A 25,225-nucleotide genomic window follows, 5' to 3' on the forward strand; every position below is an offset into this window, starting at 1 on the left:
GTTCCAGTCCGCCCTCGACGCACGCGTCCCCGTCCAGCCGGTCCGGCTCGACTACCGGCTGCCCGGCGGGGACACCGCCGGGGCCGCCTCCTTCGTGGGCGACGACCCGCTGACCGCCTCCCTCTGGCGGATCGCCCGCGCCCGCGGTGTCCGGGCCGAGGTGCGGCTGCTGCCGCGGATCCCGCCGGGCCGGTACGGGCACCGGCGGGACCTCGCGGCCGCGGCTCAGGCCGCGATCACCTCGGGCGACCCTGCCTCCGTCCCCACCGCCTCCTCGCCGCTGCCGGGCCTGCCCGCCCAGCCGAAACCGCCGTCGGCCACGGACAGGGACAGCGCGAACCGGCCCTCTGCGTCCGTCCACCACCGGGTCAGCTCCAGCCCGGCCGCCGCCAGCTCCTTCCGTACGCCCTCCTGACGGAACTTCGCGGACACCTCCGTCAGGATCTCCTCACCCTCCTCGAACGGCACCAGCAGGTCCAGGGCCCGGACCTTCACCACCAGCTCCGACCGGGCCCGCAGCCGCATCTCGATCCACTCCTGCTCCCGGTTCCACACGGCGACGTGCGCGAAATCCTCGGCACGGAAGTCCGCACCCAGCTCCCGGTTCATGACCGCCAGCACGTTCCGGTTGAACTCGGCCGTCACCCCCTGCGCGTCGTCGTACGCCGCCACCAGCACGGACTCGTCCTTCACCAGGTCCGTCCCCATCAGCAGCGCGTCCCCCGGCGACAGCATCGCCCGTACGGACGACAGGAACACCGCCCGCTCCGCCGGCAGCAGGTTCCCGATCGTCCCCCCGAGGAACACCACCAGCCGCGGCCCGGGCGCCTCCGGCAGCCGCAGCGGCTTGGTGAAGTCGGCCACCATGGCGCGCACCCGCAGCCCCGGATGCTCCTCCTGCAGGATCCGCGCCGCCCCCTCCAGCGCGCTCGCGCTCACGTCGACCGGGACGTACGTGTCCAGCGCGGGCATCGCCGCGAGCAGGTGCCGGGTCTTGTCCGAGGAACCGGAACCCAGCTCCACCAGCGTCCGGGCCCCGCTCACCGCGGCGATCTCCCCGGCCCGCGCCAGCAGGATCTCCCGCTCCGCGCGCGTCGGGTAGTACTCCGGCAGCCGGGTGATCTCGTCGAACAGCTCGCTGCCGCGGGCGTCGTAGAACCACTTGGGCGGCAGTACCTTCGGCGACCGCGTCAGCCCGGTCAGCACGTCCTCGCGCAGCGCGGAATCGGCGGCGTTGTCATCGAGCGTGCGGGTCAACTGGAAGTCACTCACTGAACGGTCTCCTTGAGCGGGGTCAGGTCGACCCGGGTGCGATGGGCGGTCAGCAGGGTCCGGTCGGGCACCTCGTGCCAGCGCGGATCGTCGTCATACGGCTCCGACGCCACCACGACGCGCTGCGCCGCCGGGTCGGCCAGGTACCACAGCGAGTCCCCCCAGGCCGTCGCGGCGATCGCCCGGCCGTCGGTCAGCAGCAGGTTCAGCCGGGAACCCGGCGCGGCCTCCGCGAGTTCCCGCACCGGCTCGGCGAGCGCCGCGCCCAGGTCGTCCCCCCGGCGCAGCCGGTGCAGCACCAGCGCCCAGACGAGCGCCGAATCCGTCGTCGCGGCCAGCCCCAGCACCTCGCCGGCCGGCAGGGCCGCCGCGAGCGGAGCCGCCGTGCCCGGCCAGCCCCGTATCGCGCCGTTGTGGCTGAACAGCCACCGCCCGCCCGTGAACGGGGCGGCCGCGGCCTCCCCCTCCGCTCCCGCCAGCGTGGCGTCCCGTACGGCGGCCAGCGCCGCCCCGGCCCGGACCACCCGGGCCAGGTCCGCGAAGGTCAGGTCCCCCCAGATCGGCCCCGCCCGCCGGTAGCGGGCCGGCACCGGATCCCCCTCCGCGTACCAGCCCACCCCGAAGCCGTCGGCGTTGACCGTGCCGTGGCGCTGCCGCCGCGGCCCCCACGACTGCCGTACGAGCGAGTACTCCGGATCGCTCAGCAGCCGCCCCAGGGGCACCTCGGGCCCCACGAAGGCGATATGGCGGCACATCAGGCGTCCCTCGCGGTCCGGAAACCGGAGAAGATCTGCCGCCGCACCGGCAGGTCCCAGTTGCGGAACGTCCCCCGGCAGGCCACCGGGTCCACCGCGAACGAGCCGCCGCGCAGCACCTTGTACTCCGGCCCGAAGAACACCTCCGAGTACTCCCGGTACGGGAACGCCCGGAACCCCGGATACGGCAGGAAGTCCGAGGACGTCCACTCCCACACGTCACCGATCAGCTGGCGCACCCCGAGCGGGGAGGCCCCCGCCGGATAGCTGCCCGACGGTGCCGGACGCAGGTGCCGCTGCCCCAGATTGGCGCGTGCGGGCGTCGGATCGGCGTCCCCCCACGGGTAGCGGGTGGAGCGCCCGGTCGCCGGATCGTGCCGGGCCGCCTTCTCCCACTCCGCCTCCGTCGGCAGCCGCCGGCCCGCCCAGCGCGCGTACGCGTCCGCCTCGTACCAGCTCACGTGCAGGACCGGCTCCTCCTCCGGCACCGCCTCGGTCATCCCGAACCGGCGGCGCAGCCACTGGCCGGCCTCCCGGTACCAGAACAGCGGTGCGCCGATCCCGTGCCGGCGGATCTGATCGAAGCCCTCCGGCGCCCACCAGCGGCTTTCGAGATAGCCGCCGTCCGCGATGAACGCCTGGAACGCGGCGTTCGTCACCGGCACCGTGTCGATCCAGAACGGCCCCGTCTCCCGGACGTGCGCCGGCCGCTCGTTGTCCAGCGCCCACGGCTCCGCCGAGGTCCCCATGGTGAACGGGCCGCCCGGAACCAGCACCTCGGACACCGCCGGCGGCGGCCCCGGCGGCGGGGACGGGTACGGGGCGGCCAGCACCGGGGCGCCCCGCCGCAGCTGATGCGTGATCAGCATCGTCTCGTCGTGCTGCTGCTCGTGCTGCGCGACCATCCCGAAGGCGAAGCCCGAGTCGAGCAGCGCGCTGCCCTCCAGAGGGGTCCGCTCCAGCAGGTCGAACACCCGCCCGCGCACGTCGGCCGTGTACCGGCGGGCCTCGGCGGGCCCGAGCAGCGGCAGCTTCGGCCGTTCGGAGCGCGGGTGCTCGAACGCGTCGTACAGCGGATCGATCTCCGGGTGCATGGCCTCACGGCCGCCGACCCGGCGCAGCAGCCACAGCTCCTCCTGGTTCCCGATGTGCGCGAGGTCCCACACCAGCGGGGACATCAGCGGCGAGTGCTGGGCCGTCAGGTCCTCGTCGGTCACCGCATCGGTCAGCCCGGCCGTGCGGATCCGGGCCGCGGTCAGGGCCTGCAGCGCCCGCTCGCGGAGGTCCGCCGGCTCGCCGGGCGAGAAGGATTCGCGGGGTTCGTGTGCGGACACGAAGGATTCTGCGGTCATGAGCGGGCCCCCGTCCCGGTGAGCTGGTACGCGTTCTCGTCGGCCGGGCAGCGCCCGCGCAGCACGAAACGCTCGATGAAGGCGCCCACCGTGTCCTGCACGTGCGAGCTCGCCCCGAGCCGGGGCAGCGCCTCGGCCGCGGCCCGGAAACAGAAGGCGGCCGCCGCCCGCAGTTCCGGATCGGCCAGGCCGTGGCGGGCCGCCGACTGCCACAGCGGATTGCGGGGCGCGCGCACCGGCCCGTGCCGGTCGGCGAGCGCCTTCGCCACCCGGTACCCGGTCTCGGCGGCCTCCGGGTCGTCGAACAGCGCGTGCACGACCGCGACCGGTACGAGCCAGCCGTCGTCCCCGGGCTGGGCGTCGATCATCCGCAGCTCCAGGTGGCCGCGCGGGCGCACCGGGGGGAACAGCGTGGTCAGGTGGTACGCGAGGTCCTCGGCGGTCGGCGGCCGCAGCGTGCCGGGCGGCTGCGCGGATCGGGACCGGGCGGGGGAGGGGGACGCGGCGCGCAGCCAGTCGCGGAACGTCATCCCGCGGGGTGCCGTCCACGGCCCGTCGCCGTACGCCCGCATGCACATGACCTCGGTGTCCAGCGCGTGCCGGACCCACCCCGGCCGGGGCTCGGCGTCCAGCGGCGGGGCGAGCGCCCGCCGGGAGTCCAGGTCCCGCCAGATGCCCTGACGGGCACACCGCCATCCGGCGTACGGGCCCCCGGTCGCGGGGGAGTTGGCGAACGCCGCCACGAACACCGCGCCCAGCAGATGACCCAGCCGCCAGCGCCGCCCGTGGCCGAGCGGGCCAGGCTCCTCGTAGCCGGCGTCCACACAGACCTGCACGGAGGCGGAGGTGCGCATCATGGCGCGCCCGGCCGGGCCGAAGCGGTCGAGGTACGCCTCCATGGCGTCGTAGCGGGGGCTGCTCACCAGCCGGCGTGCGGGGGTGCGGGGGTCGCGGCCGATGCCGCGCAGGACCAGGCCCCGGGAGTGCAGTGCGCTCCGGACGGCGGTGAGGTCGGCCTGCAGGCTGTCCACGCAGGCGGAGAGGGAGTCGGCGGGAGCCGAGCTGAGCTCCAGCTGGCCTCCGGGTTCGATGCTGAAGCGGGAGTGCAGGGGGAGGGCGCGGGCCGCGTCGTGCGCGGCCGTCAGCCGGTCGGGGGGAAGCGGCTCACCGGGCCGCTCGGCGTCCATCACGAGCCATTCGAGCTCGGCGCCGAGGACGCGCGGCGGGCCCGTCTTGAAACAGATGCCGTGGACGAGGTCCTCGGCGGCGGCTTCGGTGATGGGGGAGGGAGCGGGGGATGGCGAGGCGGGCGGAGCGGGTGATGCGGACGCAGCGGATGGTGCGGATGCAGTGGATGGAGCGGATGAGCCCTGGGGCATGGCCGATTCTCCTGTCCTGGACTGTGACCTGACCATGCCTACCCGTCCTTGTCGGGCTGAAGAGCCGAATCCGGTCGTGTTTGCGCAAAAGTGAGTGGTGTCAGCGCCAAATTGCGACTGATGATGGCCCGATGAGCAGCAGATTGCGCGAGATCGCGCGGGAGAACGCGACGATCCTGGCGTCCGGCGGCTACCGGACGCGGTCGGGGCGGCATGTTTCCCTGGCCGCCGCCCTGGCGGAGGCCAGGGCAGGGACCAGGATATATGGGCCGAACCAGGTCATTCCAGACGGGCAACTTCCCGCCGGGGGGCACCACACGGCCATCGAGGTGACGGGGGAGAGCAGCACGGTCGCAGCCCGTAGGCTCGCCGCGGACGCCCCCGGCCCGGGCACGGTGGCCGTCCTGAACTTCGCCTCGGCCCGGAACCCCGGGGGCGGCTACGTCCGTGGAGCCAAAGCGCAGGAGGAGGCCCTGTGCCGGGCGTCCGCCCTGTACGAGACGCTGCTCCAGGCCCCGGAGTACTACGAGGTCCACCGCGCGGAACGCAGCACCTTCTACACCGACCGGGTGATTCACTCGCCCGGGGTACCCGTCTTCCGTGACGACCGCGGCGAACTCCTGGAGGAGCCCTTCCGGGCCGGCTTCCTCACCTCGCCCGCCCCGAACGCCGGCACGATCCGCCGCCAGGAGCCGGAGCGCGCCGCCGAGATCCCGCCCGCCCTGGCCCGGCGCGCGGAGCGCGTCCTGGAAACGGCGGCCCTGCACGGGTACCCGCGGCTGGTGCTGGGCGCGTGGGGGTGCGGGGTGTTCCGCAACGACCCGGCGGAGGTGGCGGAAGCCTTCCGGGGGCTCCTGGCGGCCCGATTCGCCGGAATCTTCGAACGGGTGGTCTTCGCCGTCCTGGACCGCGACCCGGCGCCGCGGGAGGCCTTCGAACGGGCCTTCGCGGGCGGGGGTGCCGCCCTCAGCCGGTGACGAGGGCCCCGCCCCGGACCGCATCCCCCGGCCACCGGCGCTCCCACTGCTCCTCCGCCTCCAGTTGGGCGGCCAGGCTCAGGAGGAGGGGCTCCGAGGACTCCGGACCCAGGAGCTGGGCTCCGATCGGCAGGGCCGAGGACGTGAATCCCGCCGGGACGTTCACCCCGGGCCAGCCCAGGACGTTCCACGTCCAGGCGTACGGGCAGGCGGCGATCATCGCCCGGTCCGTGGCCATCGCGCCCAGGCCGGCCAGGGCCCCGATCCGCAGCGGCGCTGCGGCCGTGGTCGGGGTCAGGACCACGTCGAACCGGCCGAAGACCTCGCCGATCCGCCACCGCAGGTACGACTCCGCCCGCCGCGACACGCGCAGCGGCAGCCCGCCCAGGATCCGGCCCGTGCGCATCGCCCCGTGCGTGCGGGGGTCCAGCAGCCCGGTGTCGGGCACGCGGGAGGCCCAGTCCCGTACGCCCCCGGTGGCCCGGGGGACGAAGGTCAGGCCGATCTGGCCGTACCGCGGGTCCTCCGGGACCACCTCGTGGCCCAGGGACTCCAGCCGCCCTGCGAGCCGCTCCACCGCCGAACGGATCTCCGGGTCGAGGGACTTCGGGGTGGCGGTGAAGGCCATCCCGAACGACAGGGCGATCCGCAGCCGCCGCGGGGTGCGGCGGGCGGCCTCGACCGCCGGGATCGGGGCCGGGCGGTGCCGGTCGCCGGGGTGCGGGCCGCCGGCCGCGTCGAGGAGCAGGGCGGCGTCGGCGACCGTGCGGGCCAGTACGCCGTTCACGGTGAGCCCGTGGAAGGACTCCGGCTCCGGCCAGGTGGAGATGCGGCCGCGCTGGGGCTTGACCCCGACCAGGTGCGTCCAGGCCGCCGGGATCCGTACCGACCCCGCCCCGTCGGAGCCGAGTGCCGCCGGGACCAGGCCCGCGGCGACGGCGGCCGCCGAACCGCCGGAGGAGCCGCCGGGCGTGTGGTCCGGGTTCCACGGGTTGCGGGTCGCGCCGAAGGCGTGCCCCTCGGTGAACGGCCACTGCCCCAGCTCCGGGGTGTGGGTCTTGCCCACGATGACCGCGCCGGCCGCACGCAGCCTGCGTACCGCCTCGCCGTCGGCGGCCTTCGGCGGGAAGTCCCCGGCGCAGCCGAACGCGGTCGGCTCGCCGGCCACGTCCATGTCGTCCTTGACGGCCACCGGCACACCGAGCAGCGGCAGCCGCTCGCCGGCGGCCAGCCGCCGGTCCGCGGCGTCCGCCTCGGCCGGCGCGGCCTCGGCGCGGACGATGCGGAAGGCGTTCAGACGGGGCTGGGCGGCGGCGATCCGCTCCAGCGCCCGCTCGGTCAACTCCCTTGAGGAGGTGCGCCCTTCGGCCAGATCCCGCGCCATGGCCGCCAGGCCGGCGGTCGGTGCCTGCGTACCCGATGAGACGGCCATGGCCCCTCAACCCCTCCCCGTTACCGATCAGTAGAACCGACGGTAACGCCACGGGCCGGTGATTCCCTAGACCCATCCCTCCAGCGACGCCATGAATCCCGCGAAGTCGTCGCGGTGGACGGTGTGTCCGGCGCCCGCGACCGTACGCGTCTCGAAACCGCGCTTTTCGAGCTCCGCCACCTGCTCCGCCGACAGGAACAGACTGGGATCGGCGAGCTGCACCAGCGAAGGAACCGCCGGCGCGTCCGGCAGCAGCTCCGCGTCGACGAGCGGGGCCAGGCCCGGGACCGTCGCCTCGTCCCACACGGCGAGCGTTTCGAGCTCGATGTCGACGTCCTCGTCCGCCCAGCGCGGGTTGAGCGCCCTCACCTGCTCCCTGCCCGCGTGCTTGAACTGCCGGAGGAAGTCCGGGCTGACCCCCCGCACGGCACTCGCCAGCCCCCACGCAGGATCGGAGTAGACCGCCCGCTGCGGCCTGAGCCGGTCCACGGCCAGGGACAGCGTCAGCCCGCCGAGCGAGTGGCCGATGGCGAGTTCCGCCCCGGTGGGCAGGGTCTCGACGACATCGTCCGCGAAGAGGGCGGGGCTGTACTCGCCGCGCCCGCTGGCGCCGTGCCCGCGCAGGTCGACGGCCATGACCCGGTAGCCGCGTTCGGCAAGGGCGGGCCCGACGCGCCGCCACGTCCGGTGGTCGGACATGATGCCGTGGATGAGCAGGGCCAGCCGGTCGCCCTCGCCCCAGGTGCGGGTGTGCAGCTGCATTGCGCCGATTCCTTTCGCTTCCCGTGCTTGTCGTGAATACCGCGTGCTTGCCGTCTTGCCGTGCGCGCCGTGCTCGCCGTTCCTTCGGTCCCCGAGCCGGGGCGGTGGTCGCCGACCCGTCCTGCCCGCCGACCCCGCGAACGGGTGTGCGGTACAGCGGCATTGTCGCCACCCCCCGCCGGCGAGGGGCGTGATCGCGCCAGAGCCCCGCGGCCGCGGGGCCGGGACACCGGCACCCGCCGGGGAAGGCCCGCGTCCGCTCCCGTGGGCGGTCAGAGGGGAGTTCGGGCCGGTCCGCCGTGCGGACTCGTATCCGGCCAAACGCCCGACCCCGGCCGCGAACGGTCTGGAAGGATGCCACGGCAATGTCACAGTCATCGAAGCCGCCGAAGCCCTCGACCCCGGCGCCGACGCCGCAGTCCGTGCCCACCAGCGCCGACGTGGCCCGCCTCGCCGGAGTCTCGCGCGCGACGGTCTCGTACGTCCTCAACAACGCCGAAGCGGTCCGCATCAGCGAGCCGACCCGCCGCAAGGTGCGCCAGGCCGCCGAGGAGCTCGGGTACGTACCGCACGCCGCCGCGCGCAGCCTGCGCGCCGGCCACACCCGCATCGTGCTGCTGCCCGCCCCCGAGGACCCGGTCGGCCCGCGCCACAGCACCTTCCTCAACGAGCTCCAGCGGGCACTGCGCCGGCTCGACTACACGGTCGTCCAGTACGGCAGCCTCGGCCTGAGCGGCGACGAGGCGGCCCGCGCCTGGGCCGAGCTGCGTCCCGTCGCCGTGGTCTGCCTCGGGCGGATCACCCTGTCGGCGCACAACGTCGACACCCTCAAGCGGGCCGGGGCCCGCGCGGTGATCACGATGGGTCCGGTCCGGGTCGCCGGGGCCCACGCCCTGATCACCGACCAGGCCGAGGTCGGCGCGCGGGCCGCCGCCCATCTGCTGGACCGCGGCCGCCGGCGGATCGGGGTCGTCGTCCCGGCCGAGGAAGGGGCGGCGCCCGTCGCCCGGGCCCGCCTCGAAGGGGCCCGCTCGGCCATCGGCCCGGCCGTCCCCGCGCCCCGCCCGCCCTCGGGCCCCTCCGCCGGCGGGGCGGACACCGGCCCCGGCGTCGTACCCCTCGCGATGGCCTGCACGGAGGAGTCGGCCGCGGAGCTCGCCGCCCGCTGGCGCTCCCTCGGCCTGGACGGGGTGTTCGCGTACAACGACGAGTACGCGGTGCTGCTGGTGCGCGCCCTGCTGGACGAGGGGCTGCGGATCCCGGAGGACGTCGCCGTCATCGGTGCGGACGACCTGCTGCTCGGCCGGCTGCTGCGGCCCCGGCTGAGCACCGTGCGGATCGAGATGCCGACCGGGGACCGGCTCGCGGATCTCGTGGACCGGGCGGTGCGGGAGCCGGCCGGGACCGCCGACCGGCACGGCCGGGTCGCCGCCACCGCCGTCCCCCGCGAGTCCACCTGATTCCCGGCACGCCGTGCCACCCCGACCCCGGACGCCGTTGACAGGCGGTGACCTGCGGACGGACACTGCGGGCGCGCCCCACCGGGCGCGCCCGGCGTCGTGCCCGGTGCCGACGGCGGCACCGTCCCGCCGCCGCCCGCACGGATCCGCCCAGGAGAGACGCGATGAGCATCCGCACCGTCCGCGACGTGTACGTCGTCGACGCCGTCCGCACCCCGATCGGCAAGTTCGGCGGCGCCCTCGCAGGGGTCCGCCCGGACGACCTCGCCGCGCACGTGGTGCGCGCGCTGGTGGACCGTACGCCCTCGCTCGACCCGGCCCGGATCGACGACGTCGTCTTCGGCGACGCCAACGGCGCGGGCGAGGACAACCGGGACGTGGCCCGCATGGCCGTCCTGCTCGCGGGCCTGCCGGTGACCGTGCCCGGCGTGACCGTCAACCGGCTGTGCGGATCGGGGCTCGAAGCGGTGATCCAGGCCGCCCGCTCCATCGCGCTGGGCGACTCGTCCGTCGCCATCGCGGGCGGCGTGGAGTCGATGACCCGCGCCCCCTGGGTGGTGCAGAAGCCCGAGCGCCCCTTCCCCTCCACCCACCAGCAGATGTGGTCGACCGCGCTCGGCTGGCGGATGACCAACCCGCGGATGCCCGACGAGTGGGCCGTATCGCTCGGCGAGGGCGCCGAGCTCATCGCGGAGAAGCACGGCATCACCCGCGAGGCGCAGGACCTGTTCGCGCTGGACAGCCACCGCAAGGCGGCCGAGGCCTGGTCGGCCGGGCTGTACGACGACGAGGTCGTGCCGTACCCGGGCATCGACCTCGTCCGCGACGAGTGCATCCGCGAGGGGTCGAGCCCGGAGTCGCTGGCCCGCCTGAAGCCGGTCTTCCGGACCGACGGCACCGGTACGGTCACCGCCGCCAACGCCTCCCCGCTCAACGACGGCGCCGCGGCACTGCTGCTGACCGACGAGGAGGGGCTGGCGGCGACCGGCCGTGAGCCGCTGGCCCGCATCAGCGCCTCCGCGGTGACCGGGATCGAGCCGCAGCTGTTCGGGCTGGGCCCGGTCGACGCCGTGCAGCGGGCGCTGGCCAAGGCCGGCACCGGCCTGGCCGACCTCTCCGTCATGGAGCTGAACGAGGCCTTCGCGGCGCAGGCGCTGGGCTGCCTCGCCGCCTGGCCCGAGCTGGACCCGGCGGTCGTGAACCCGCGCGGCGGTGCCCTTGCGATCGGGCACCCCCTCGGCGCCTCGGGCGCCCGGCTCGCCGGGTCGGTGGCGCACCAGCTGGCCGCGGCCGGCTCGGGCAAGGGCGTGGCGTCGCTGTGTATCGGGGTCGGGCAGGGCATCGCGCTGGTCCTGGAGCGCTGAGCTCCCCGGACCACTGTGCCCCCGGACCACTGTGCCCCCGGACCACTGTGCCCCCGGACCACTGTGCCCCTGGGCCACCGAGCGGCGACGGGGGCGTCGGCGACGGGGGCTGTCGGTGACGGCAGCCGCAGGGCCGCGGCGATCGTTTCCGGTCACCGCGGGCCCTCAACTGCCCAATAACTGAACAGATGTGGTGCCTCCGGTCTGGCACGATGGCGCGTGCTGCTCCGCCGCCCCCCGCCGCCAGCCGCTCCGCCGACCCCCTTCCGGAGGCCCCGCGTCATGCCGCTCCTCGAACCGACGCTCCGGCAGGACGGGCCGACCCTCACCGGCGGTACCGCGCCGGTCGTCGAGCCCGCCACCGGCCACACCCTCGCCACCGTCGACCTGGCCGCGTCCGCCGATGTCGCGGAGGCCGCCGCACGCGCCCGGGCCGCACAGCAGGACTGGGCCCTCGCCTCCCACACCGAGCGCGCGGCCGTCCTGCGCCGGGCCGGGGACCTGTTCACCGCCCATGCCGCCGAGTTGCGCGACTGGCTGGTCCGCGAGTCCGGCTCCATACCCGGCAAGGCGGAATTCGAGCTGCACGTCGCCGCCCAGGAGTGCTACGAGGCCGCGGCCCTGGCCTCCCGGCCCGCCGGGCAGGTGCTGCCGAGCGAGGCGCCCCGGCTCTCCTTCACCCGCCGGGTCCCCGCCGGGGTGGTCGGGGTGATCGCCCCGTTCAACGCCCCGCTGATCCTGTCGGTCCGCTCCGTCGCGCCCGCGCTGGCCCTCGGCAACGCGGTCCTGCTCAAGCCCGACCAGCGGACCGCCGTGTGCGGCGGGCTCGCGCTCGCCGCCGTCTTCGCCGGGGCGGGCCTGCCCGCCGGGCTGCTGCAGGTGCTGCCCGGCGGCGCCGACACGGGCGCGGCGGTGGTGGCGGACCCGCTGGTGCGGGTGGTGTCGTTCACCGGGTCGACGGCCTCCGGCCGGGCCGTCGGCGAGCTGGGCGGCCGTCACCTCAAGCGGCTGCACCTGGAGTTGGGCGGCAACTCCGCCCTGGTCGTCCTCCGCGACGCCGACGTCGAGGCCGCCGTCGCACAGGCCTCCTGGGGGTCCTTCTTCCACCAGGGCCAGATCTGCATGACCACGGGCCGGCACCTCGTCCACGCCTCCCTGTACGACGAGTACGTCGAACGCCTCGCCGCACGCGCCGAGTCGCTGGCGGTGGGGGACCCGTACCGCGAGCAGGTGCACCTGGGGCCGCTGATCGACCGCACCCAGCTCGACCGGGTCCACGCGCTGGTCGAGGCCAGCACCGGGCAGGGCGCCAAGCTGGTCGCGGGCGGCACCCACGAGGGCCTGTTCTACCGGCCGACCGTGCTGGCCGGTGTCGGCGACGACACCCCGGCGTACGCGGAGGAGGTCTTCGGGCCCGTGGCGCCCGTCCGGTCCTTCGCGACGGAGGACGAGGCGGTGGCGCTGGCCGCGGCCGGCCCGTACGGCCTCTCCCTCGGCATCGTCACCCGCGACGCGGCGCGCGGACTGGAGCTCGCCGGGCGGATCCCGACCGGGATCGCGCACGTCAACGACCAGACGGTGAACGACGAGGCCGTGGCCCCCTTCGGTGGAATCGCCGCCTCCGGCACCGGGGTCCGCTTCGGCGGCGAGGCGAACCTCGACGCGTTCACCGAGCTGCGCTGGACGACGCTCCGGTCCGGCCCCGCCGGGCACCCGTTCTAGCCCGTTCGGCTGCCCGCTAGCCCGTTCGGCTGCCCGTCCGGCTGTGCGCCCGGACGTGGCCGGAATGCGCGGGGCGGGTTGTTCGTTCAACGACCGTACGCGGCAATGAGGAGGTCTGGAAACGTGGCTACCGTCGAGCTCACCAAAGAGAACTTCGACCGAACGGTCAGCGAGAACCCGTTCGTGCTGATCGACTTCTGGGCGGGCTGGTGCCGGCCCTGCCTGCAGTTCGCCCCGGTGTACGAGAAGGCCTCCGAGGCCAACCCCGACCTGGTGTTCGCCAAGGTGGACACGGAGGCCCAGCCCGAGCTGGCCGCGGCCTTCCAGATCACCTCCATCCCGACCCTGATGATCGTCCGGGACCGGGTGGCCGTCTTCGCGCAGCCCGGCGCGCTGCCCGAGCCCGCCCTGACGGACCTCATCGGGCAGGCCCGCGCCCTCGACATGGAGGAAGTCCACGCGAAGATCGCCGCCGCGCAGCAGGACCGCGGTTAATGTGACGGGGACCGGCGGGGGCTGACCCCGGCCCCGACACCCCCTGGACGGCGCACATGGCGGAAGCGGTGGAGTACGACGTCGTGGTCCTCGGTGGCGGACCGGCCGGCGAGAACGTCGTCGACCGGACCCGCGCCGCCGGGCTGAGCACGGCGCTGGTGGAGGCCGAGCTCATCGGCGGCGAGTGCTCGTACTGGGCGTGCGTCCCCAGCAAGGCGCTGCTGCGCCCCGCGCTGGCCAGGGCGGACGCCCGCCGGGTGCCCGGGCTGGCGGGCGCCGTCACGGGCGCCCTCGACGCCCAGGCGGTCTTCGCGCACCGCGACTACTGGACCGGGAACTGGAAGGACGACGGCCAGGTCGACTGGCTCGACTCGATCGGCGCCCACACCTACCGGGGCCACGGCCGCCTCGCCGGGCCCCGGACGGTCGCCGTCGAGGGCGCCGAGGGAGAGCACCACGTCCTCACCGCCCGGCACGCGGTGGTCGTCGCCACCGGCAGCCGGGCCGTGATCCCGCCGCTGCCCGGCATCGCCGGGGCGCGCCCGTGGACCAGCCGCGAGGCCACCTCCGCCCGGGAGGTGCCGGGCCGGCTGGTGATCGTCGGCGGGTCGGTGGTGGCCTCCGAGATGGCGACGGCCTGGCAGGCGCTCGGCTCCCGGGTCACCGTGCTCGTGCGCGGTTCCGGGCTGCTGCCGCGGATGGAGCCCTTCGCCGGGGAGCTGGTCGCGGACGCGCTGCGCGAGGCCGGCGCGGAGGTCCGTACGGGCGTCTCGGCCGAGGCGGTCGTCCGGGACGGGTCGTCCGGCCCGGTCCGGGTGGTGCTGGAGGGCGGCGAGATCGTGGAGGGCGACGAGCTGCTGATGGCGACCGGCCGGGCGCCGCGGACCGACGACCTCGGCTTGGAGACGGTCGGGCTGGCGCCGGGCGAGTGGATCGACGTCGACGAGAGCTGCCGGGTGCCGGGGCACGACTGGCTGTACGCGGTCGGCGACGTCAACCACCGCGTCCTCCTCACCCACCAGGGCAAGTACCAGGCCCGGATCGCGGGCGCGGCCATCGCGGCCCGCGCGGCCGGCACCCCCGAACCCGACACCGGCCCGTGGGGCGCGCACGCGGCGACCGCGGACCGGCGGGCCGTGCCGCAGGCGGTGTTCACCGACCCGGAGGCGGCGGCGGCGGGTCTTACCCTGGCCGAGGCCGAACGGGCCGGCCACCGGGTCCGCGCCGTCGACTACGAGACGGGCAAGGTCTCGGGCGCCGGGCTGTACGCCGACGGCTACCGCGGGCGCGCCCGGATGGTCGTCGACCTGGACCGGGAGGTGCTGCTGGGCGTCACCTTCGTCGGGCCGGGCGCGGCCGAGCTGGTGCACGCGGCCACGATCGCGGTCGCGGGGGAGGTCCCGATCGACCGGCTCTGGCATGCGGTTCCGGCGTTCCCGACGATCAGCGAGGTGTGGCTGAGGCTGCTGGAGGCCTACCGGGGTTAGGCCTGGCAGGCCCTGGCAGGCCCTGGCAGGCCCTGGCAGGCCCTGGCAGGCCCTGGCAGGCCCTGGCAGGCGCTGCCAGGCCCCGCCCGGCGCCGTACGCGCGGCCGGGCAGGGCTCAGGGGGCGGGGGACCCGGGGGCCTCAGGGGCCGACGGTGATCTGCTGCGTCGGGTCGGTGGTGTCGGTGATCTTGTAGACGGCGTTGAACGCGGACGTGGTCGCGCTCGTCGGGCAGCCGAACCCGCCCGTGACCGTCACCGGAACGGTGGCACCCGTGAAGGTGAGGCTCGGCGCGGCCCCGTTGGCCCAGGTCCCGGAGACGTTCGCCGGTCCGGAGGGGGCGGCGGTGACGGTGCAGTTGGCCAGGCCGCTCGTCTGCAGGACGAGCCCGCCGGCCGGGACCGTCATGGTGGCGGTGACGGGGGACCCGTGCTGCATCGAGACCGACCAGGAGCCGCTGGTCGTGACCGTCGGGGTCACGCCCGGCAGGCTGGCGGTGCACGAGCTGTACGTCGGCGGGGTGATCGGGGAGGAGACCGGCCCGGCGGCGTTCTGGTTGCCGGGGGCGTCCGGGACGGTGCCGGTGGCCACGGAGACCGTGCAGGTCACCGTGACCGCGCCGGCCTTGAGGGTGGCTTTTCCGCTGAGGGTGGCCTTGAAGGAGTGGCCGGCCGGGGTGACGGTCGTCGACCCGGCGGCGGGCCGGGGCACGGCGGTGGCGGTGGCGGTGGCCGATGCCACCGACAGCACTCCGGCGGCTGCCATCCCGAGGGCGAGCGCAGTGCGCTTTCGGCTCATGGCTGTGCTCCTTGGGGATCGTGGTGCGGGGTGGGGGCGGGGGCGGGGGCGGGGCTGCGGGCGGGAGCGGGATCGGGATCGGGATCGGGATCGGGATCGGGAGGGGACGGAGCAGGGGCCTGCGGGGGTGTGGGGGAGCCCTCCGCGGGCGCGGGGCGCGGGGCGGCGTACGGCTGCCAGGCGAACATCAGGCCGCCGCCGAGGATCCCGAGCAGGGTGCCGATCAGGAAGCCGCCGAGGTTGGACAGCACGAGCGCGGCGGTTGCGATGAGCGTGGTCAGGACGCCGGCGAGGCCGCGCTGGGCGGGGGCGAACCAGGCGGTGAGGCCGAGCACGATCATGACGATCCCCATGAGGACCGACGGGATGCCCGCCACGCCCTGCTGGAGCATGACCTTCAGCGGTGCCAGCGGCAGGACGCATATCTCGGCCCCGGCGAGGACGGCGAAGAGCCCGCCCCAGAACGGCCTGGTACGCCGCCATCGCCGCCAGCGGCTCAGAAGCATTCCTTCTTGCCCTTGCTGATGTTCATGCTCAGCCCGGAGAGCTTGAAGGTGCCCGCGTTGGTCGCCCACGCGGTCTGCCGGAGGTCGGAGATGCTGACGGTGTCCGCCTGCTGGGCGAACAGGTCCTGCATGCCCACGGCCTCCGCCGGGCCCTTGTCGAGGGTGGAGGCGTCGCGGCCGATCTCGATGTTGGTGAAGACGGCGTCGCCGGAGAGCTGGGTGGCGTCGACGAAGAGGTTGCTCGCCTCGACCGGGGCCTTCTTGCCCGCGGTGAGGTTGAGGGAGATGTCGCCGATCAGGGGGAGCGAGGTCACCACGGACTGGCAGAGGTTGTGCAGCCGGGCTTCCTTGACGGCGGTGACCGCCACGGGGATGAGCTCCTGGCGGGCGTTGACGTCGACGCTTCCGTACTGGGCGAATCCCTCGCCGTCCAGGCTCGACGCCGCGACCTTGAACTGCTGGCCGGAGACGGCGAAGGAGGCGGCGAGCGCGCCCTGCGCGAGGGCGATGCCGAGGCCGGCGGTGACGGCGACGGCGGGGAGGGTCAGAACGGCGAAGCGACGCCAGCGGACCCGTCCGGCACCCTCGTCGGGGGGTGACGCACCTCTGCCGGGCGGGCCGGATACATCCGATAAGTGCGGGGAATCGGTCATGGGATCGTCCCTGGGTTTCGGTTGTGCACCGTTGTTACCGACGAGTTGAATGTAAGAGTGCCAATGGGGGTTGGCAAGGTTGCTCGGGCGTACCGTTTCGGCCGAGTCCTACTCGTCGGTCCTGCCCCGCCTACCGCTCCGTGCCCAGGAGTTCGGCGACCTCGGCCTCCACCCTGCGCGCCATCGCCCGGGCGAACTCCGCGGCCACGACCTCGCCGGCGACCGGGCGCAGCGCCGCCGCCGCACCGCTGATGTGATCCAGTTGCGTGGCCGAAAGGTGCTCCAGCCCGTCCGGGCCGATCACATGCCGCCGGAACAACCCGACGAACCGGTCCGCGAGCGCCGCCGCCTGCATCTGGACGAGGTCCCCCGCGTCCAGGATCTCCGCGAGCGGCACGCCCTGCCGCACCAGCGCGAGCGTCGCCTCCAGCAGCCGCCGGCTCCGGTGCGTGACCAGGTCCCCGTCGATGCGTACGTACCCCAGCCGGGCCGCCCGCCGGGTGTCCTCGGCGGTCGCCGCCGGCCCGAACAGCTCGGCCAGCTCCGCAAGGGTCATGGTGACCGGCTCCTCCTCGACCCGGTCGCCGGTCATCGCCCGTTCCAGGCCCAGCAGTTGGGACAGGCCCCCGCCGGCCTCCCACGCGTGCAGCAGCTCGCCGATGCCGTTGACCGTGTAGCCGCGCCCGAGCAGATCGCTGATCAGGCGCAGCCGGGCCAGGTGGTCCTCGGAGTACCAGGCGATCCGGCCCTCCCGGCGCGGTGGCGGCAGCAGCCCGCGCTCCTGGTAGTAGCGCAGGTTGCGCGCCTTCACGCCGGCCGCCTGCGCCAGCTCCTCCCGGCGGTAGCGCACCGGGCCCGCGCCGCTGCCGTCCACACCGTCCACGTCGTCCACGTCATCCCGCACCAGGCTGCTCACGCGGCCGAGTGTAGGACGTACCGGCTGGTCACATGGGGCGCGGACGCTTCTCCCGCTTCACGGCCCGCAGGACCACGAACCGCGGTTCGCTCGCGGCGACTTCACTGTTGCCGAAGAGGCGCCGCAGGTGCGTGTGGTAGCCGAGGTGGCGGTTGGCGACGATCCACAGCTCGCCGCCCGGCCGCAGCGCCCGCCGCGACTGCGCGAACATCCGCAGCGCCGTCGCGTCCGTGGTGGCCTGGTGGGAGTGGAACGGCGGATTGCACAGGACCAGGTCCACCGACCCGGCGGGCAGCATCGACAGCCCGTCGCCGACGAGGAACTCGGCCCGGTCGCCGCGGCCGTGCCGGACGTTCGCCTCGTACGTGGCCCGGGCGGAGGCCACCGCCTGGTACGACTCGTCCGCGAACACGAGCTCCGCGTCGGGGTCCGCGACCGCGACCGCCGTACCGACGATGCCGTTGCCGCAGCCCAGGTCGACGACGCGGGCGCCGTCCGTGTTGGTCGGGATGCTCTGCAGGAAGAACCGGGTGCCGACGTCGAGGCGGTCCGCGCAGAAGATCCCCGCGTGGTTGACGGCGGTCAGGCCCGCCCCCGAACCGGCGTCCCGGTCCAGCGTGTACGTCAGCGGCCAGCCGCCCCCGGCCGGCGTGCCGGCGGCCCCGGCCGCGACGACCTCGGGATCCGGCGTGCAGAAGATCAGCCGGGCCTTCTTCTCGGCGAGGGAGGTCCTGGTCGGGCCGAGGATCCGCTCGAAGAGGTTCAGCGTCGAGGTGTGGATCTCCTTGACCATGCCCGTGCCGACCACGACCGTGCCGGCGTGGACGTGAGGGGCCAGCCGCAGCAGCTGGTCCTCCAGCAGCGCCAGGCTCTTCGGCACCCGTACCAGCAGCACGTCGATCCGCTGCGGCGGCGCGTCCTGCGTGGTCAGCAGCGTCACCGCGCCCGCCGCGGCCCCGGCACGCGCCAGGTTGGCCTCGGTGGCGGCACGGGTGAGCGCGGAGTCGGTGATCTGCGCCGGCCGGTACGCGGCAAGCGCCGTGGCCAGCGCCCCCCAGCGGTCCCCGAGCACCGTGATCTGCCCGGCGCCGGCCAGGTCCACCGGGCCGCGCTCGCCCGTACCGGAGTCCAGGTGGCGCAGCAGGTACTCGTCGGCGGCGTCCCAGGCGCGGAGCCGGTCGCGCGGGTCGGCGGGGAAGCGGGTGAGCTCGTGGGAGCCGAAAGGCGTGGTCAGACGGTTCATCGTGCCCCCAGGCTAACCGAGCCGGCCCCCCGCCCCCGCACGCACGCGGCGGGTGCGGGCAGGACGGCGGGCAGGACGGTGGGCCGGACGGCGCGGGCAGGAAGCGCGCCGGGGCCGCCGGACCGCTGCTCGGCCACGACGGCGCCGCCTGCCGGCCGCGCCCGGCCCGCTACCCGGGAAACTCCCCGGCCATCGCACCGGCCAGCCGCAGGTACGGCGCCGCCTCCCCGGCCCGGCCCTGGCGCTCCAGGGTGCGGCCGAGCAGCAGCTGCGCGTAGTCCTCCACCGGCCAGCGCTCCAGGATCGCGCGGAGCTCCTCCTCGGCGCGCGAGAGCTGCGCCGAGTGGTAGTAGGCGCGGGCCAGGAGCAGCCGCGGGGCCAGCTGCTCGGGAACCTCGGCCGCGAGCGCGTGCAGGACCTTCGCGGCCGGCGCGTACTCCTTCGCGTCGAAGAAGAGCCGGGCGCGCGCCCAGCGCTCCGCCGCCGTCCCCTGCTCGTAGTACGTCGTCGGCGCGTCCATCGGGATCCTTCCGCTGCTCGGGTGCTGCGTCCGCCCCCTCCAACACGTGACGGGAGCCCGGCATTCCACGGAACACGGCGACGGCGGCGGTACTAAGTTGGTCCGCATGAGCAATCTCGATCGCCAGCCCGCTCTCTCCGCCTGCGGCGGCCGCGGCTTCGTCGTGGCCGAACCCGTGCGCGAGCTCCTCAGCCCGCGCACGGTCAAGCTCGGGGAATCCACCGAGGTCCGCCGACTCCTGCCGAACCTGGGCCGCCGCATGGTGGGCGCCTGGTGCTTCGTCGACCACTACGGCCCGGACGACATCGCGGGCGAACCCGGCATGCAGGTTGCCCCCCACCCCCACTCCGGCCTCCAGACGGTGAGCTGGCTCCACGACGGAGAGGTGCTGCACCGCGACAGCGTGGGCAGCCTGCAGACGATCCGGCCGCGCGAGCTGGGCCTGATGACCTCCGGCCGAGGGATCAGCCACTCCGAGGAGAGCCCCCGCACGCACAGCCGCTTCCTGCACGGCGCCCAGCTGTGGACGGCCCTGCCCGACACCCACCGCGACGTGGAGCCGCACTTCCAGCACCACGCCGAGCTGCCGCACGTGACCGCCCCCGGCCTGAGCGCCACGGTGATCCTGGGCACCCTCGACACGGCGACCTCGCCCGGCACGGCGTACACCCCGATCGTCGGCGCGGACATCGCCCTGGCAGCGGGCACCGAGGCCAGGCTCCCGCTGGAGCCGGACTTCGAGTACGCGGTCCTGTCGATGTCCGGCGAAGCCCACGTCGACGGCGTCCCGGTCCTCCCGGGCTCCATGCTCTACCTCGGCTGCGGCCGCAGGGAACTCCCGCTGCGCGCGGCCTCGGACGCGGGCCTGATGCTCCTGGGCGGCGAGCCGTTCGAGGAGGAGATCGTGATGTTCTGGAACTGGATTGGCCGCTCCCATGAGGATATCGCACAGGCCCGCGAGGACTGGATGAATGGGACCAGATTCGGCGAGGTGCAGGGGTATGACGGCCCTCCGCTTCCGGCTCCTGACCTGCCCCCGACCCACCTCAAACCACGCGGCCGAGTGCGCTGACCTGCGATAACTGGAGAGAGGCGGCCCTGCGGGGCGAGGGTCAGGCACCTTCCGGTTACTGAAGTCTCGGCGCTTCCGATCGTGCCCCGCGCTTGCCCTTCGATGGTGCGGGGCCTTCCCCCTCTGTGGGCGTCCGTGGGCGGGTGTATGTCTACGAATGCTGACCCAATGCTGACTTTCCTGACGCCGCGTCATGTGAGGCTTCCTGCAGGTACAGACGTCGAAGCGACTTCGTCGGCGATCGGCGCTTGTCTGGAAGTTGTTCCCGGCTACGTGCCAGTCGGGTTGCCCACTACGCTTCGCAAGGGCGGACTGAGAGTCTGATCGCTCGGGTGTTACCGCTTGTAGGCAGCCGACAAAACCTGCAGCGGTCGTCGCAGCGGCGTCCGCCGTGCAGTCTGCGCGAGGTGGGCTTCCGCCGTTGCCCTGCGCGCAAAGCGCCGACGGGGGACGGGGACGGGTCCGCTGCACCGCCTTGAGGAGACCTGGCGGGACGGGCGGATGGTGTGGCCGTCGGCTCTGACGCTCCTTGGGTCCGGCCTGGGGACAGCACGCGCCCTGGTCCGGCCCGGGCAGAGGGAGCCGGTTCCATCGGGCGCCACGGCGCATTGGCAGGGGCTCGCCCGCCGGCTTCGTGGGCTACTGACCCACCAGAACTCCCAACGACCTCGCTGGCAAATGGGGCACCTCGGTGGCTTACTGATAGTGAGGGCGAGAGCGCCCCTGAGGCTCCGCTCGCCGAGCGTGTACCGAAGTGATCCGATCACGTGTTGCAGCTCCTGGCAGGAGGAGTCACCGGCGTGACTCGGGTGACCTGCGGGTCACGGCCGAGCAGCAATACGGGGGTGGAGAGCGAGATGACCACGACTGAAACGCCCGAGACGCTGCGCCGGATCCTCGACTACTCCTCCCGGGCCGACCCCTACCCGCTGTACGCCGAGCTGCGCCAGACACCGGTGGCCCGGCAGGACGACGGCAGCTACGCCATCAGCACCTATCACGAGCTCATGGATGTGCTGCACAACCCGCACCTGAGTTCCGACGTCCGAAATCTGTCGCATCCTCTGCCTGGATTCGATGCAGTCACCACACCGGAGTTCATCAATCTCGACCCGCCCGAGCACGACCGCATGCGGCGCATGACGATGCGCCACTTCGGCCCCCCGCACACCCCGGGGCTGGTGACCGGCATGGAAGGCGACCTGACCGCCATTGTCACCAGCCTGATCGACGGCTTCGCGGGCAAAGAGCAGATCGACATCGTCGACGATTTCGCCTACCCGTTCCCCGTCACCGTGATCTGCCACCTGCTCGGCGTGCCGCGCGAGGACGAACCGCGGTTCCACGTGTGGGTGAACGCCATCATCGAGGTCATGGACTACAACCCGCAGACGGACCCGAAGGAGATTCTGGACAACGGCACACGGGCCGAGCAGGACCTGTACCAGTACCTCGGCGGGCTGCTGGAGCAACGCCACGGCCGGCCCGGCGATGACCTGCTGACACGACTGGCCAACGACGACGGGCCCGACGGACGGATGACCGACGGGGAGATTGTCACGACCGCCGGGCTGCTGCTGATCGCCGGCCACGAGACCACCGTCAACCTCATCACCAACGGTATGCTGACCCTGCTGCGCCACCCTGAAGTGCTCCAGCGGCTGCGTGGCGAACCGGGCCTGGTCGTGCCCCTGGTCGAGGAACTGCTGCGCTACGAACCCCCCGTGCACATCATTCCCTGGCGGGCGGCGTACAGCGATATCACCGTCGCCGACACCACCATCCCCAAGGGCTCACAAGTCATGCTCATGCTCGCCTCGGGCAATCGCGACCCCAACCGCTTCCACGACCCCGACCGCTTCGACCCCGACCGGAGCGACAACCAGCACCTCGGATTCGGCAGCGGAATCCACCTGTGCTTCGGCGGCCCGCTTGCACGCCTGGAAACCCAGATCGCCCTCACCCATCTCGTCCACCGCCTCAACCAGCCCACACTGTCCAACGACCCACCCCCGTACCGGAGCAGCCCCATTCTTCGCGGTCCGATCCACCTCCACATCGAGCAAAGCGACGGTTGACACACCAGCCGAGTACGTGTCCAGGCTCGGTGCTCGTGGAGGTACTGCTGGTCGTTGCCCGTCCTCATCGGCCGCTGCAGAGCCGGCCTGGGACGGTCCGGGTCGCGCCGGACTTTGCCCCAGTGCTGGGCCGTGTTCGACCGCGGTACGCCTTCGATGCGGTCCGCGTATGTGGCTCGCCAAACCTCCGGGACTCGTGCACCACGCCCGCCAACATCCGTTCCGGTGTGCAGATGAGGCGTCCTGGCATGCAGGTCAGGTGCCCGCGGGATACAGTTTGACCGTAGGGCCGACTTCTCTGATTGGTTCGGCTTCACAGACACGGTCGCGGTGATCGATTCTTTCGGCACCCGTCTAGCGCGGTGCCCCCCTCTCACTTCACGAGGGTGCGCAACGGCCGAATCCCCCTCTCGCGGCCCGTTCCGTGCTTTGCGCTCCGGTGTGGCACCGGCTACAGGTTCCGCAGTTTGCAGTTTCCTGTGGAGGTCGTAATGAGAGTCGTGGTTGATCTTTCCCGCTGTCAGGGGTACGCGCAGTGCGCGTTCCTTGCCCCGGAGGCGTTCCGGATGCACGGTGAGGAAGCGCTGATGTATGACCCGAAGCCGGATGACGCCCAGCGCGAGCAGGTGCTGCGCGCCGCGGCTGCCTGCCCGCTCCAAGCGATTCTCGTCGACCAGTTGGAAGGACGGGACGCAGCCGGGGAGGCGTCGCTGTCATGAGGAGCTCCGACATCCTGCAGGCGTTCAAGCGCGAGGGCCGCATCGTGATAGTAGGGGCCTCACTGGCCGGACTGCGCGCGGCGGAGGCTCTGCGCGACGAGGGATTCACCGGATCGTTGACCATGATCGGTGACGAGTTGGGCGAGCCCTACGACCGGCCCCCGTTGTCCAAGCAGGTCCTGACCGGGTGGGTGGGGGCAGGGAACACCACGCTGCCGCGACGTCGTGAGGTCGACGCGGAGTGGCTGCTGGGCGTACCCGCCAGCGGGCTGGACCTCGCGGCCAACCAGGTGCGTCTCGCCGATGGGCGTGAGATCCCCTTCGACAGAGTGCTCATCTCCACCGGGGTCCGGGCGCGGCCCTGGTTTGTGGAGAGCGAGGCGGCTCTGGAGGGTGTGTTCGTCGTACGCACGCGCGAGCACGCCGAAGGCCTGCAGCGGGCCATCGCCGCCGGGCCCTCCCGCGTCCTGGTCATCGGAGCGGGATTCACCGGCTCCGAGATCGCATCCATCTGCCGCGAGCGGGACATTGCGGTGACCGTCGCCGAACTGGGGCCGTCCCCGTTGGTCGGCGCGCTCGGTGCGATGATCGGTGACGTCGCGGCGGACATGCAGCGCGCTCACGGTGTCGATCTGCGGTGCGGTGTCAAGGTCACCCGGCTGGAGGGCGACGCGCAGGGGCGCTTTCGCCGGGCCCACTTCGACGACGGCAGCACGGTCGACGCCGATGTGGCAGTAGTGGCTCTGGGCGGCATCCGCAACACCGAGTGGCTTCGGGACTCCGGACTGGCGGCCGGCATGTGGGGCATCGCCTGCGACGCCGGCTGCCGCGCCCTCGACATCAACGGCCTGGTCACCGACGACGTCTTCGCCGCGGGAGATGTGGCACGCTGCCCGAACCCCGTCTACGAGTACCGGCTCATCTCCCTGGAGCACTGGGCCAACGCCGTGGAGCAGGCCGAGGTCGCGGCCCACAACATGGTCAGCGGCCAGGCGGAGCGCTGGCCCCACCTCTCCCTGCCGGTGTTCTGGTCGATCCAGTTCGGCGTCAACATCAAGTCCGTCGGTGTGCCGACCTTCGCCGACGAGGTGGTCGTCAGTCAGGGTTCGGTTTCCGACCGGCGGTTCGTGGCCGCCTACGGCTATCGCGGCCGCGTCACGGCGGCGGTCAGCTTCAACAACGCGAAATGGCTGGACCACTACCGCAGGCTGATCGAGAACGCCGCTCCATTCCCGCCGCCCAACCCCACCCCCGACCAGCCCGCCGACATGAAACCGGTACCCGTCGACTTCCCCGGCCCTAGTCTCCTGGCCCAAGGCGCCACTGTCGTCGTCACCGGCCACGACCCCGGCGAACGACGCGTCGCGGCCGTACAGCAGCACCACCGGTAGGAGGGAGAGCGAGATGACCACGACTGAAACGCCCGAGACGCTGCGCCGGATCCTCGACTACTCCTCCCGGGCCGACCCCTACCCGCTGTACGCCGAGCTGCGCCAGACACCGGTGGCCCGGCAGGACGACGGCAGCTACGCCATCAGCACCTATCACGAGCTCATGGATGTGCTGCACAACCCGCACCTGAGTTCCGACGTCCGCAATCTGTCGCACGCGCTGCCTGGATCCGCGGGACGAACCACGCCGGCGTTCATCAATCTCGACCCGCCCGAGCACGACCGCATGCGGCGCATGACGATGCGCCACTTCGGCCCCCCGCACACCCCGGGGCTGGTGACCGGCATGGAAGGCGACCTGACCGCCATTGTCACCAGCCTGATCGACGGCTTCGCGGGCAAAGAGCAGATCGACATCGTCGACGATTTCGCCTACCCGTTCCCCGTCACCGTGATCTGCCACCTGCTCGGCGTGCCGCGCGAGGACGAACCGCGGTTCCACGTATGGGTGGACGGCATCCTCTCCGCGCTCGACCACGACCCCGAGACCGACCCGCAGGAGAAACTGGACAAGGGCAAACAGGCCAACCAGGACCTGAACCAATACCTCGCCGGGCTGCTGGAACAGCGCCACGGCCGGCCCGGCGATGACCTGCTGACACGACTGGCCAACGACGACGGGCCCGACGGACGGATGACCGACGACGAAATCGTCAGCACCGCCCACACCCTGCTGATCGCCGGCCACGAGACCACCGTCAACCTCATCACCAACGGCATGCTGACCCTGCTGCGCCACCCTGAAGTGCTCCAGCGGCTGCGTGGCGAACCGGGCCTGGTCGTGCCCCTGGTCGAGGAACTGCTGCGCTACGA

23 protein-coding genes are annotated in these 25,225 nt (G+C 73.3%); 11 read left to right on the forward strand and 12 right to left on the reverse strand.

What is annotated here, in order from left to right; genetic code table 11:
• Window positions 1–225 precede the first annotated feature (225 nt).
• From egtD to egtA, 4 genes are read right to left on the reverse strand one after another with little or no spacing between them, the layout of a single operon-like run.
• Window positions 226–1,272 (reverse strand): L-histidine N(alpha)-methyltransferase, encoded by a 1,047-nt coding sequence (egtD, locus tag ACIQUT_RS04575; protein WP_403559157.1) that lies wholly within the window; start codon window positions 1,270–1,272, stop codon window positions 226–228.
• Window positions 1,269–2,027: an ergothioneine biosynthesis protein EgtC gene (gene egtC / locus ACIQUT_RS04580; RefSeq protein WP_403559160.1), complete on the reverse strand. Its 759-nt coding sequence runs from the start codon at window positions 2,025–2,027 to the stop codon at window positions 1,269–1,271. The genes egtD and egtC overlap by 4 nt, the downstream gene beginning before the upstream one ends.
• Window positions 2,027–3,379: an ergothioneine biosynthesis protein EgtB gene (gene egtB, locus ACIQUT_RS04585; protein ID WP_403559163.1), complete on the reverse strand. Its 1,353-nt coding sequence runs from the start codon at window positions 3,377–3,379 to the stop codon at window positions 2,027–2,029. The genes egtC and egtB overlap by 1 nt, the downstream gene beginning before the upstream one ends.
• Window positions 3,376–4,758, reverse strand: a complete 1,383-nt coding sequence (gene egtA, locus ACIQUT_RS04590; protein WP_403559166.1) for an ergothioneine biosynthesis glutamate--cysteine ligase EgtA — start codon at window positions 4,756–4,758, stop codon at window positions 3,376–3,378. Before egtA ends, egtB begins: the two co-directional genes overlap by 4 nt.
• A 131-nt stretch (window positions 4,759–4,889) precedes the next feature.
• On the opposite strand from egtA, the gene ACIQUT_RS04595 reads away from it, so the two are divergent.
• On the forward strand, window positions 4,890–5,735 hold the full coding sequence (locus ACIQUT_RS04595) for a TIGR02452 family protein (protein ID WP_403559169.1): 846 nt from the start codon (window positions 4,890–4,892) through the stop codon (window positions 5,733–5,735).
• Here ACIQUT_RS04595 and ACIQUT_RS04600 read toward each other — a convergent pair.
• Together ACIQUT_RS04600 and ACIQUT_RS04605 are read right to left on the reverse strand one after the other, a co-directional pair.
• Window positions 5,725–7,167 carry an amidase gene (locus tag ACIQUT_RS04600; protein ID WP_403559172.1) on the reverse strand — a complete coding sequence of 481 codons (1,443 nt, stop codon included), beginning with the start codon at window positions 7,165–7,167 and terminating at the stop codon, window positions 5,725–5,727. The genes ACIQUT_RS04595 and ACIQUT_RS04600 overlap by 11 nt on opposite strands.
• A gap of 66 nt (window positions 7,168–7,233) precedes the next feature.
• A complete protein-coding gene (locus ACIQUT_RS04605) occupies window positions 7,234–7,929 on the reverse strand; it encodes an alpha/beta fold hydrolase (protein ID WP_403559175.1) in 696 nt (231 codons plus the stop codon).
• A 365-nt stretch (window positions 7,930–8,294) separates the two neighbouring features.
• Here ACIQUT_RS04605 and ACIQUT_RS04610 point away from each other — a divergent pair, with 365 nt between their 5' ends.
• The 5 genes from ACIQUT_RS04610 (at window position 8,295) to ACIQUT_RS04630 (ending at window position 14,457) form a co-directional block, all read left to right on the forward strand.
• The gene (locus ACIQUT_RS04610) at window positions 8,295–9,389 is read left to right on the forward strand and encodes a LacI family DNA-binding transcriptional regulator (protein WP_403559178.1); all 1,095 of its coding nucleotides are present in this window, start codon (window positions 8,295–8,297) and stop codon (window positions 9,387–9,389) included.
• 164 nt (window positions 9,390–9,553) lie between these two features.
• Window positions 9,554–10,753, forward strand: coding sequence for a thiolase family protein (locus ACIQUT_RS04615; protein WP_403559180.1), 1,200 nt, complete (start codon window positions 9,554–9,556; stop codon window positions 10,751–10,753).
• Window positions 10,754–11,035: 282 nt separating this feature from the next.
• Window positions 11,036–12,475: an aldehyde dehydrogenase family protein gene (locus ACIQUT_RS04620; protein WP_403559183.1), complete on the forward strand. Its 1,440-nt coding sequence runs from the start codon at window positions 11,036–11,038 to the stop codon at window positions 12,473–12,475.
• 123 nt (window positions 12,476–12,598) lie between these two features.
• The gene (locus ACIQUT_RS04625; protein ID WP_403559185.1) at window positions 12,599–12,970 is read left to right on the forward strand and encodes a thioredoxin family protein; all 372 of its coding nucleotides are present in this window, start codon (window positions 12,599–12,601) and stop codon (window positions 12,968–12,970) included.
• Between the two features lie 56 nt (window positions 12,971–13,026).
• A complete protein-coding gene (locus ACIQUT_RS04630) occupies window positions 13,027–14,457 on the forward strand; it encodes a dihydrolipoyl dehydrogenase family protein (RefSeq protein ID WP_403559188.1) in 1,431 nt (476 codons plus the stop codon).
• Window positions 14,458–14,597: 140 nt separating this feature from the next.
• Here the strand turns inward: ACIQUT_RS04630 and ACIQUT_RS04635 are convergent, their stop codons facing one another.
• The 6 genes from ACIQUT_RS04635 to ACIQUT_RS04660 form a co-directional block, all read right to left on the reverse strand.
• Window positions 14,598–15,254 (reverse strand): hypothetical protein, encoded by a 657-nt coding sequence (locus tag ACIQUT_RS04635; protein ID WP_403559190.1) that lies wholly within the window; start codon window positions 15,252–15,254, stop codon window positions 14,598–14,600.
• A complete protein-coding gene (locus ACIQUT_RS04640) occupies window positions 15,251–15,760 on the reverse strand; it encodes a DUF6114 domain-containing protein (RefSeq protein WP_403559193.1) in 510 nt (169 codons plus the stop codon). The genes ACIQUT_RS04635 and ACIQUT_RS04640 overlap by 4 nt, the downstream gene beginning before the upstream one ends.
• A complete protein-coding gene (locus ACIQUT_RS04645) occupies window positions 15,751–16,413 on the reverse strand; it encodes a DUF6230 family protein (protein ID WP_403559195.1) in 663 nt (220 codons plus the stop codon). The genes ACIQUT_RS04640 and ACIQUT_RS04645 overlap by 10 nt, the downstream gene beginning before the upstream one ends.
• Window positions 16,414–16,543: 130 nt before the next feature.
• Complete coding sequence (locus ACIQUT_RS04650) at window positions 16,544–17,329, reverse strand: MerR family transcriptional regulator (RefSeq protein WP_403559197.1); 786 nt, start codon at window positions 17,327–17,329, stop codon at window positions 16,544–16,546.
• Window positions 17,330–17,357: 28 nt separating this feature from the next.
• On the reverse strand, window positions 17,358–18,563 hold the full coding sequence (locus ACIQUT_RS04655) for a methyltransferase (RefSeq protein WP_403559350.1): 1,206 nt from the start codon (window positions 18,561–18,563) through the stop codon (window positions 17,358–17,360).
• A 178-nt stretch (window positions 18,564–18,741) separates the two neighbouring features.
• Window positions 18,742–19,092, reverse strand: coding sequence for a tetratricopeptide repeat protein (locus ACIQUT_RS04660; protein WP_403559200.1), 351 nt, complete (start codon window positions 19,090–19,092; stop codon window positions 18,742–18,744).
• A gap of 106 nt (window positions 19,093–19,198) precedes the next feature.
• Between ACIQUT_RS04660 and ACIQUT_RS04665 the strand changes: the two genes are divergently transcribed.
• The 5 genes from ACIQUT_RS04665 to ACIQUT_RS04685 all read left to right on the forward strand — a co-directional run.
• Complete coding sequence (locus ACIQUT_RS04665) at window positions 19,199–20,164, forward strand: pirin family protein (protein WP_403559203.1); 966 nt, start codon at window positions 19,199–19,201, stop codon at window positions 20,162–20,164.
• Window positions 20,165–21,021: 857 nt separating this feature from the next.
• Window positions 21,022–22,242, forward strand: coding sequence for a cytochrome P450 (locus ACIQUT_RS04670; RefSeq protein WP_403559206.1), 1,221 nt, complete (start codon window positions 21,022–21,024; stop codon window positions 22,240–22,242).
• A gap of 491 nt (window positions 22,243–22,733) precedes the next feature.
• Window positions 22,734–22,961, forward strand: coding sequence for a ferredoxin (locus ACIQUT_RS04675; protein WP_403559209.1), 228 nt, complete (start codon window positions 22,734–22,736; stop codon window positions 22,959–22,961).
• The gene (locus ACIQUT_RS04680; RefSeq protein ID WP_403559212.1) at window positions 22,958–24,352 is read left to right on the forward strand and encodes an NAD(P)/FAD-dependent oxidoreductase; all 1,395 of its coding nucleotides are present in this window, start codon (window positions 22,958–22,960) and stop codon (window positions 24,350–24,352) included. Before ACIQUT_RS04675 ends, ACIQUT_RS04680 begins: the two co-directional genes overlap by 4 nt.
• Before the next feature lie 13 nt (window positions 24,353–24,365).
• Window positions 24,366–25,225 (forward strand): cytochrome P450 (locus ACIQUT_RS04685; protein ID WP_403559215.1); only part of this gene is annotated, 860 nt, incomplete at its 3' end.

The organism is Streptomyces sp. NPDC090445, from assembly GCF_044769385.1.
GTDB lineage: Bacteria > Actinomycetota > Actinomycetes > Streptomycetales > Streptomycetaceae > Streptomyces.

What these genes read in the sequence shown, in the direction of transcription:
- egtC (WP_403559160.1), bottom strand. Translation starts at nt 2,027, where the DNA reads ATGTGCCGCCATATCGCCTTCGTGGGGCCCGAGGTGCCCCTGGGGCGG.
- egtB (WP_403559163.1), bottom strand. Translation starts at nt 3,379, where the DNA reads ATGACCGCAGAATCCTTCGTGTCCGCACACGAACCCCGCGAATCCTTC.
- egtA (WP_403559166.1), bottom strand. Translation starts at nt 4,758, where the DNA reads ATGCCCCAGGGCTCATCCGCTCCATCCACTGCATCCGCACCATCCGCT.
- ACIQUT_RS04595 (WP_403559169.1), top strand. Translation starts at nt 4,890, where the DNA reads ATGAGCAGCAGATTGCGCGAGATCGCGCGGGAGAACGCGACGATCCTG.
- ACIQUT_RS04600 (WP_403559172.1), bottom strand. Translation starts at nt 7,167, where the DNA reads ATGGCCGTCTCATCGGGTACGCAGGCACCGACCGCCGGCCTGGCGGCC.
- ACIQUT_RS04605 (WP_403559175.1), bottom strand. Translation starts at nt 7,929, where the DNA reads ATGCAGCTGCACACCCGCACCTGGGGCGAGGGCGACCGGCTGGCCCTG.
- ACIQUT_RS04610 (WP_403559178.1), top strand. Translation starts at nt 8,295, where the DNA reads ATGTCACAGTCATCGAAGCCGCCGAAGCCCTCGACCCCGGCGCCGACG.
- ACIQUT_RS04615 (WP_403559180.1), top strand. Translation starts at nt 9,554, where the DNA reads ATGAGCATCCGCACCGTCCGCGACGTGTACGTCGTCGACGCCGTCCGC.
- ACIQUT_RS04620 (WP_403559183.1), top strand. Translation starts at nt 11,036, where the DNA reads ATGCCGCTCCTCGAACCGACGCTCCGGCAGGACGGGCCGACCCTCACC.
- ACIQUT_RS04630 (WP_403559188.1), top strand. Translation starts at nt 13,027, where the DNA reads ATGGCGGAAGCGGTGGAGTACGACGTCGTGGTCCTCGGTGGCGGACCG.
- ACIQUT_RS04635 (WP_403559190.1), bottom strand. Translation starts at nt 15,254, where the DNA reads ATGAGCCGAAAGCGCACTGCGCTCGCCCTCGGGATGGCAGCCGCCGGA.
- ACIQUT_RS04640 (WP_403559193.1), bottom strand. Translation starts at nt 15,760, where the DNA reads ATGCTTCTGAGCCGCTGGCGGCGATGGCGGCGTACCAGGCCGTTCTGG.
- ACIQUT_RS04645 (WP_403559195.1), bottom strand. Translation starts at nt 16,413, where the DNA reads ATGACCGATTCCCCGCACTTATCGGATGTATCCGGCCCGCCCGGCAGA.
- ACIQUT_RS04660 (WP_403559200.1), bottom strand. Translation starts at nt 19,092, where the DNA reads ATGGACGCGCCGACGACGTACTACGAGCAGGGGACGGCGGCGGAGCGC.
- ACIQUT_RS04665 (WP_403559203.1), top strand. Translation starts at nt 19,199, where the DNA reads ATGAGCAATCTCGATCGCCAGCCCGCTCTCTCCGCCTGCGGCGGCCGC.
- ACIQUT_RS04670 (WP_403559206.1), top strand. Translation starts at nt 21,022, where the DNA reads ATGACCACGACTGAAACGCCCGAGACGCTGCGCCGGATCCTCGACTAC.
- ACIQUT_RS04675 (WP_403559209.1), top strand. Translation starts at nt 22,734, where the DNA reads ATGAGAGTCGTGGTTGATCTTTCCCGCTGTCAGGGGTACGCGCAGTGC.
- ACIQUT_RS04680 (WP_403559212.1), top strand. Translation starts at nt 22,958, where the DNA reads ATGAGGAGCTCCGACATCCTGCAGGCGTTCAAGCGCGAGGGCCGCATC.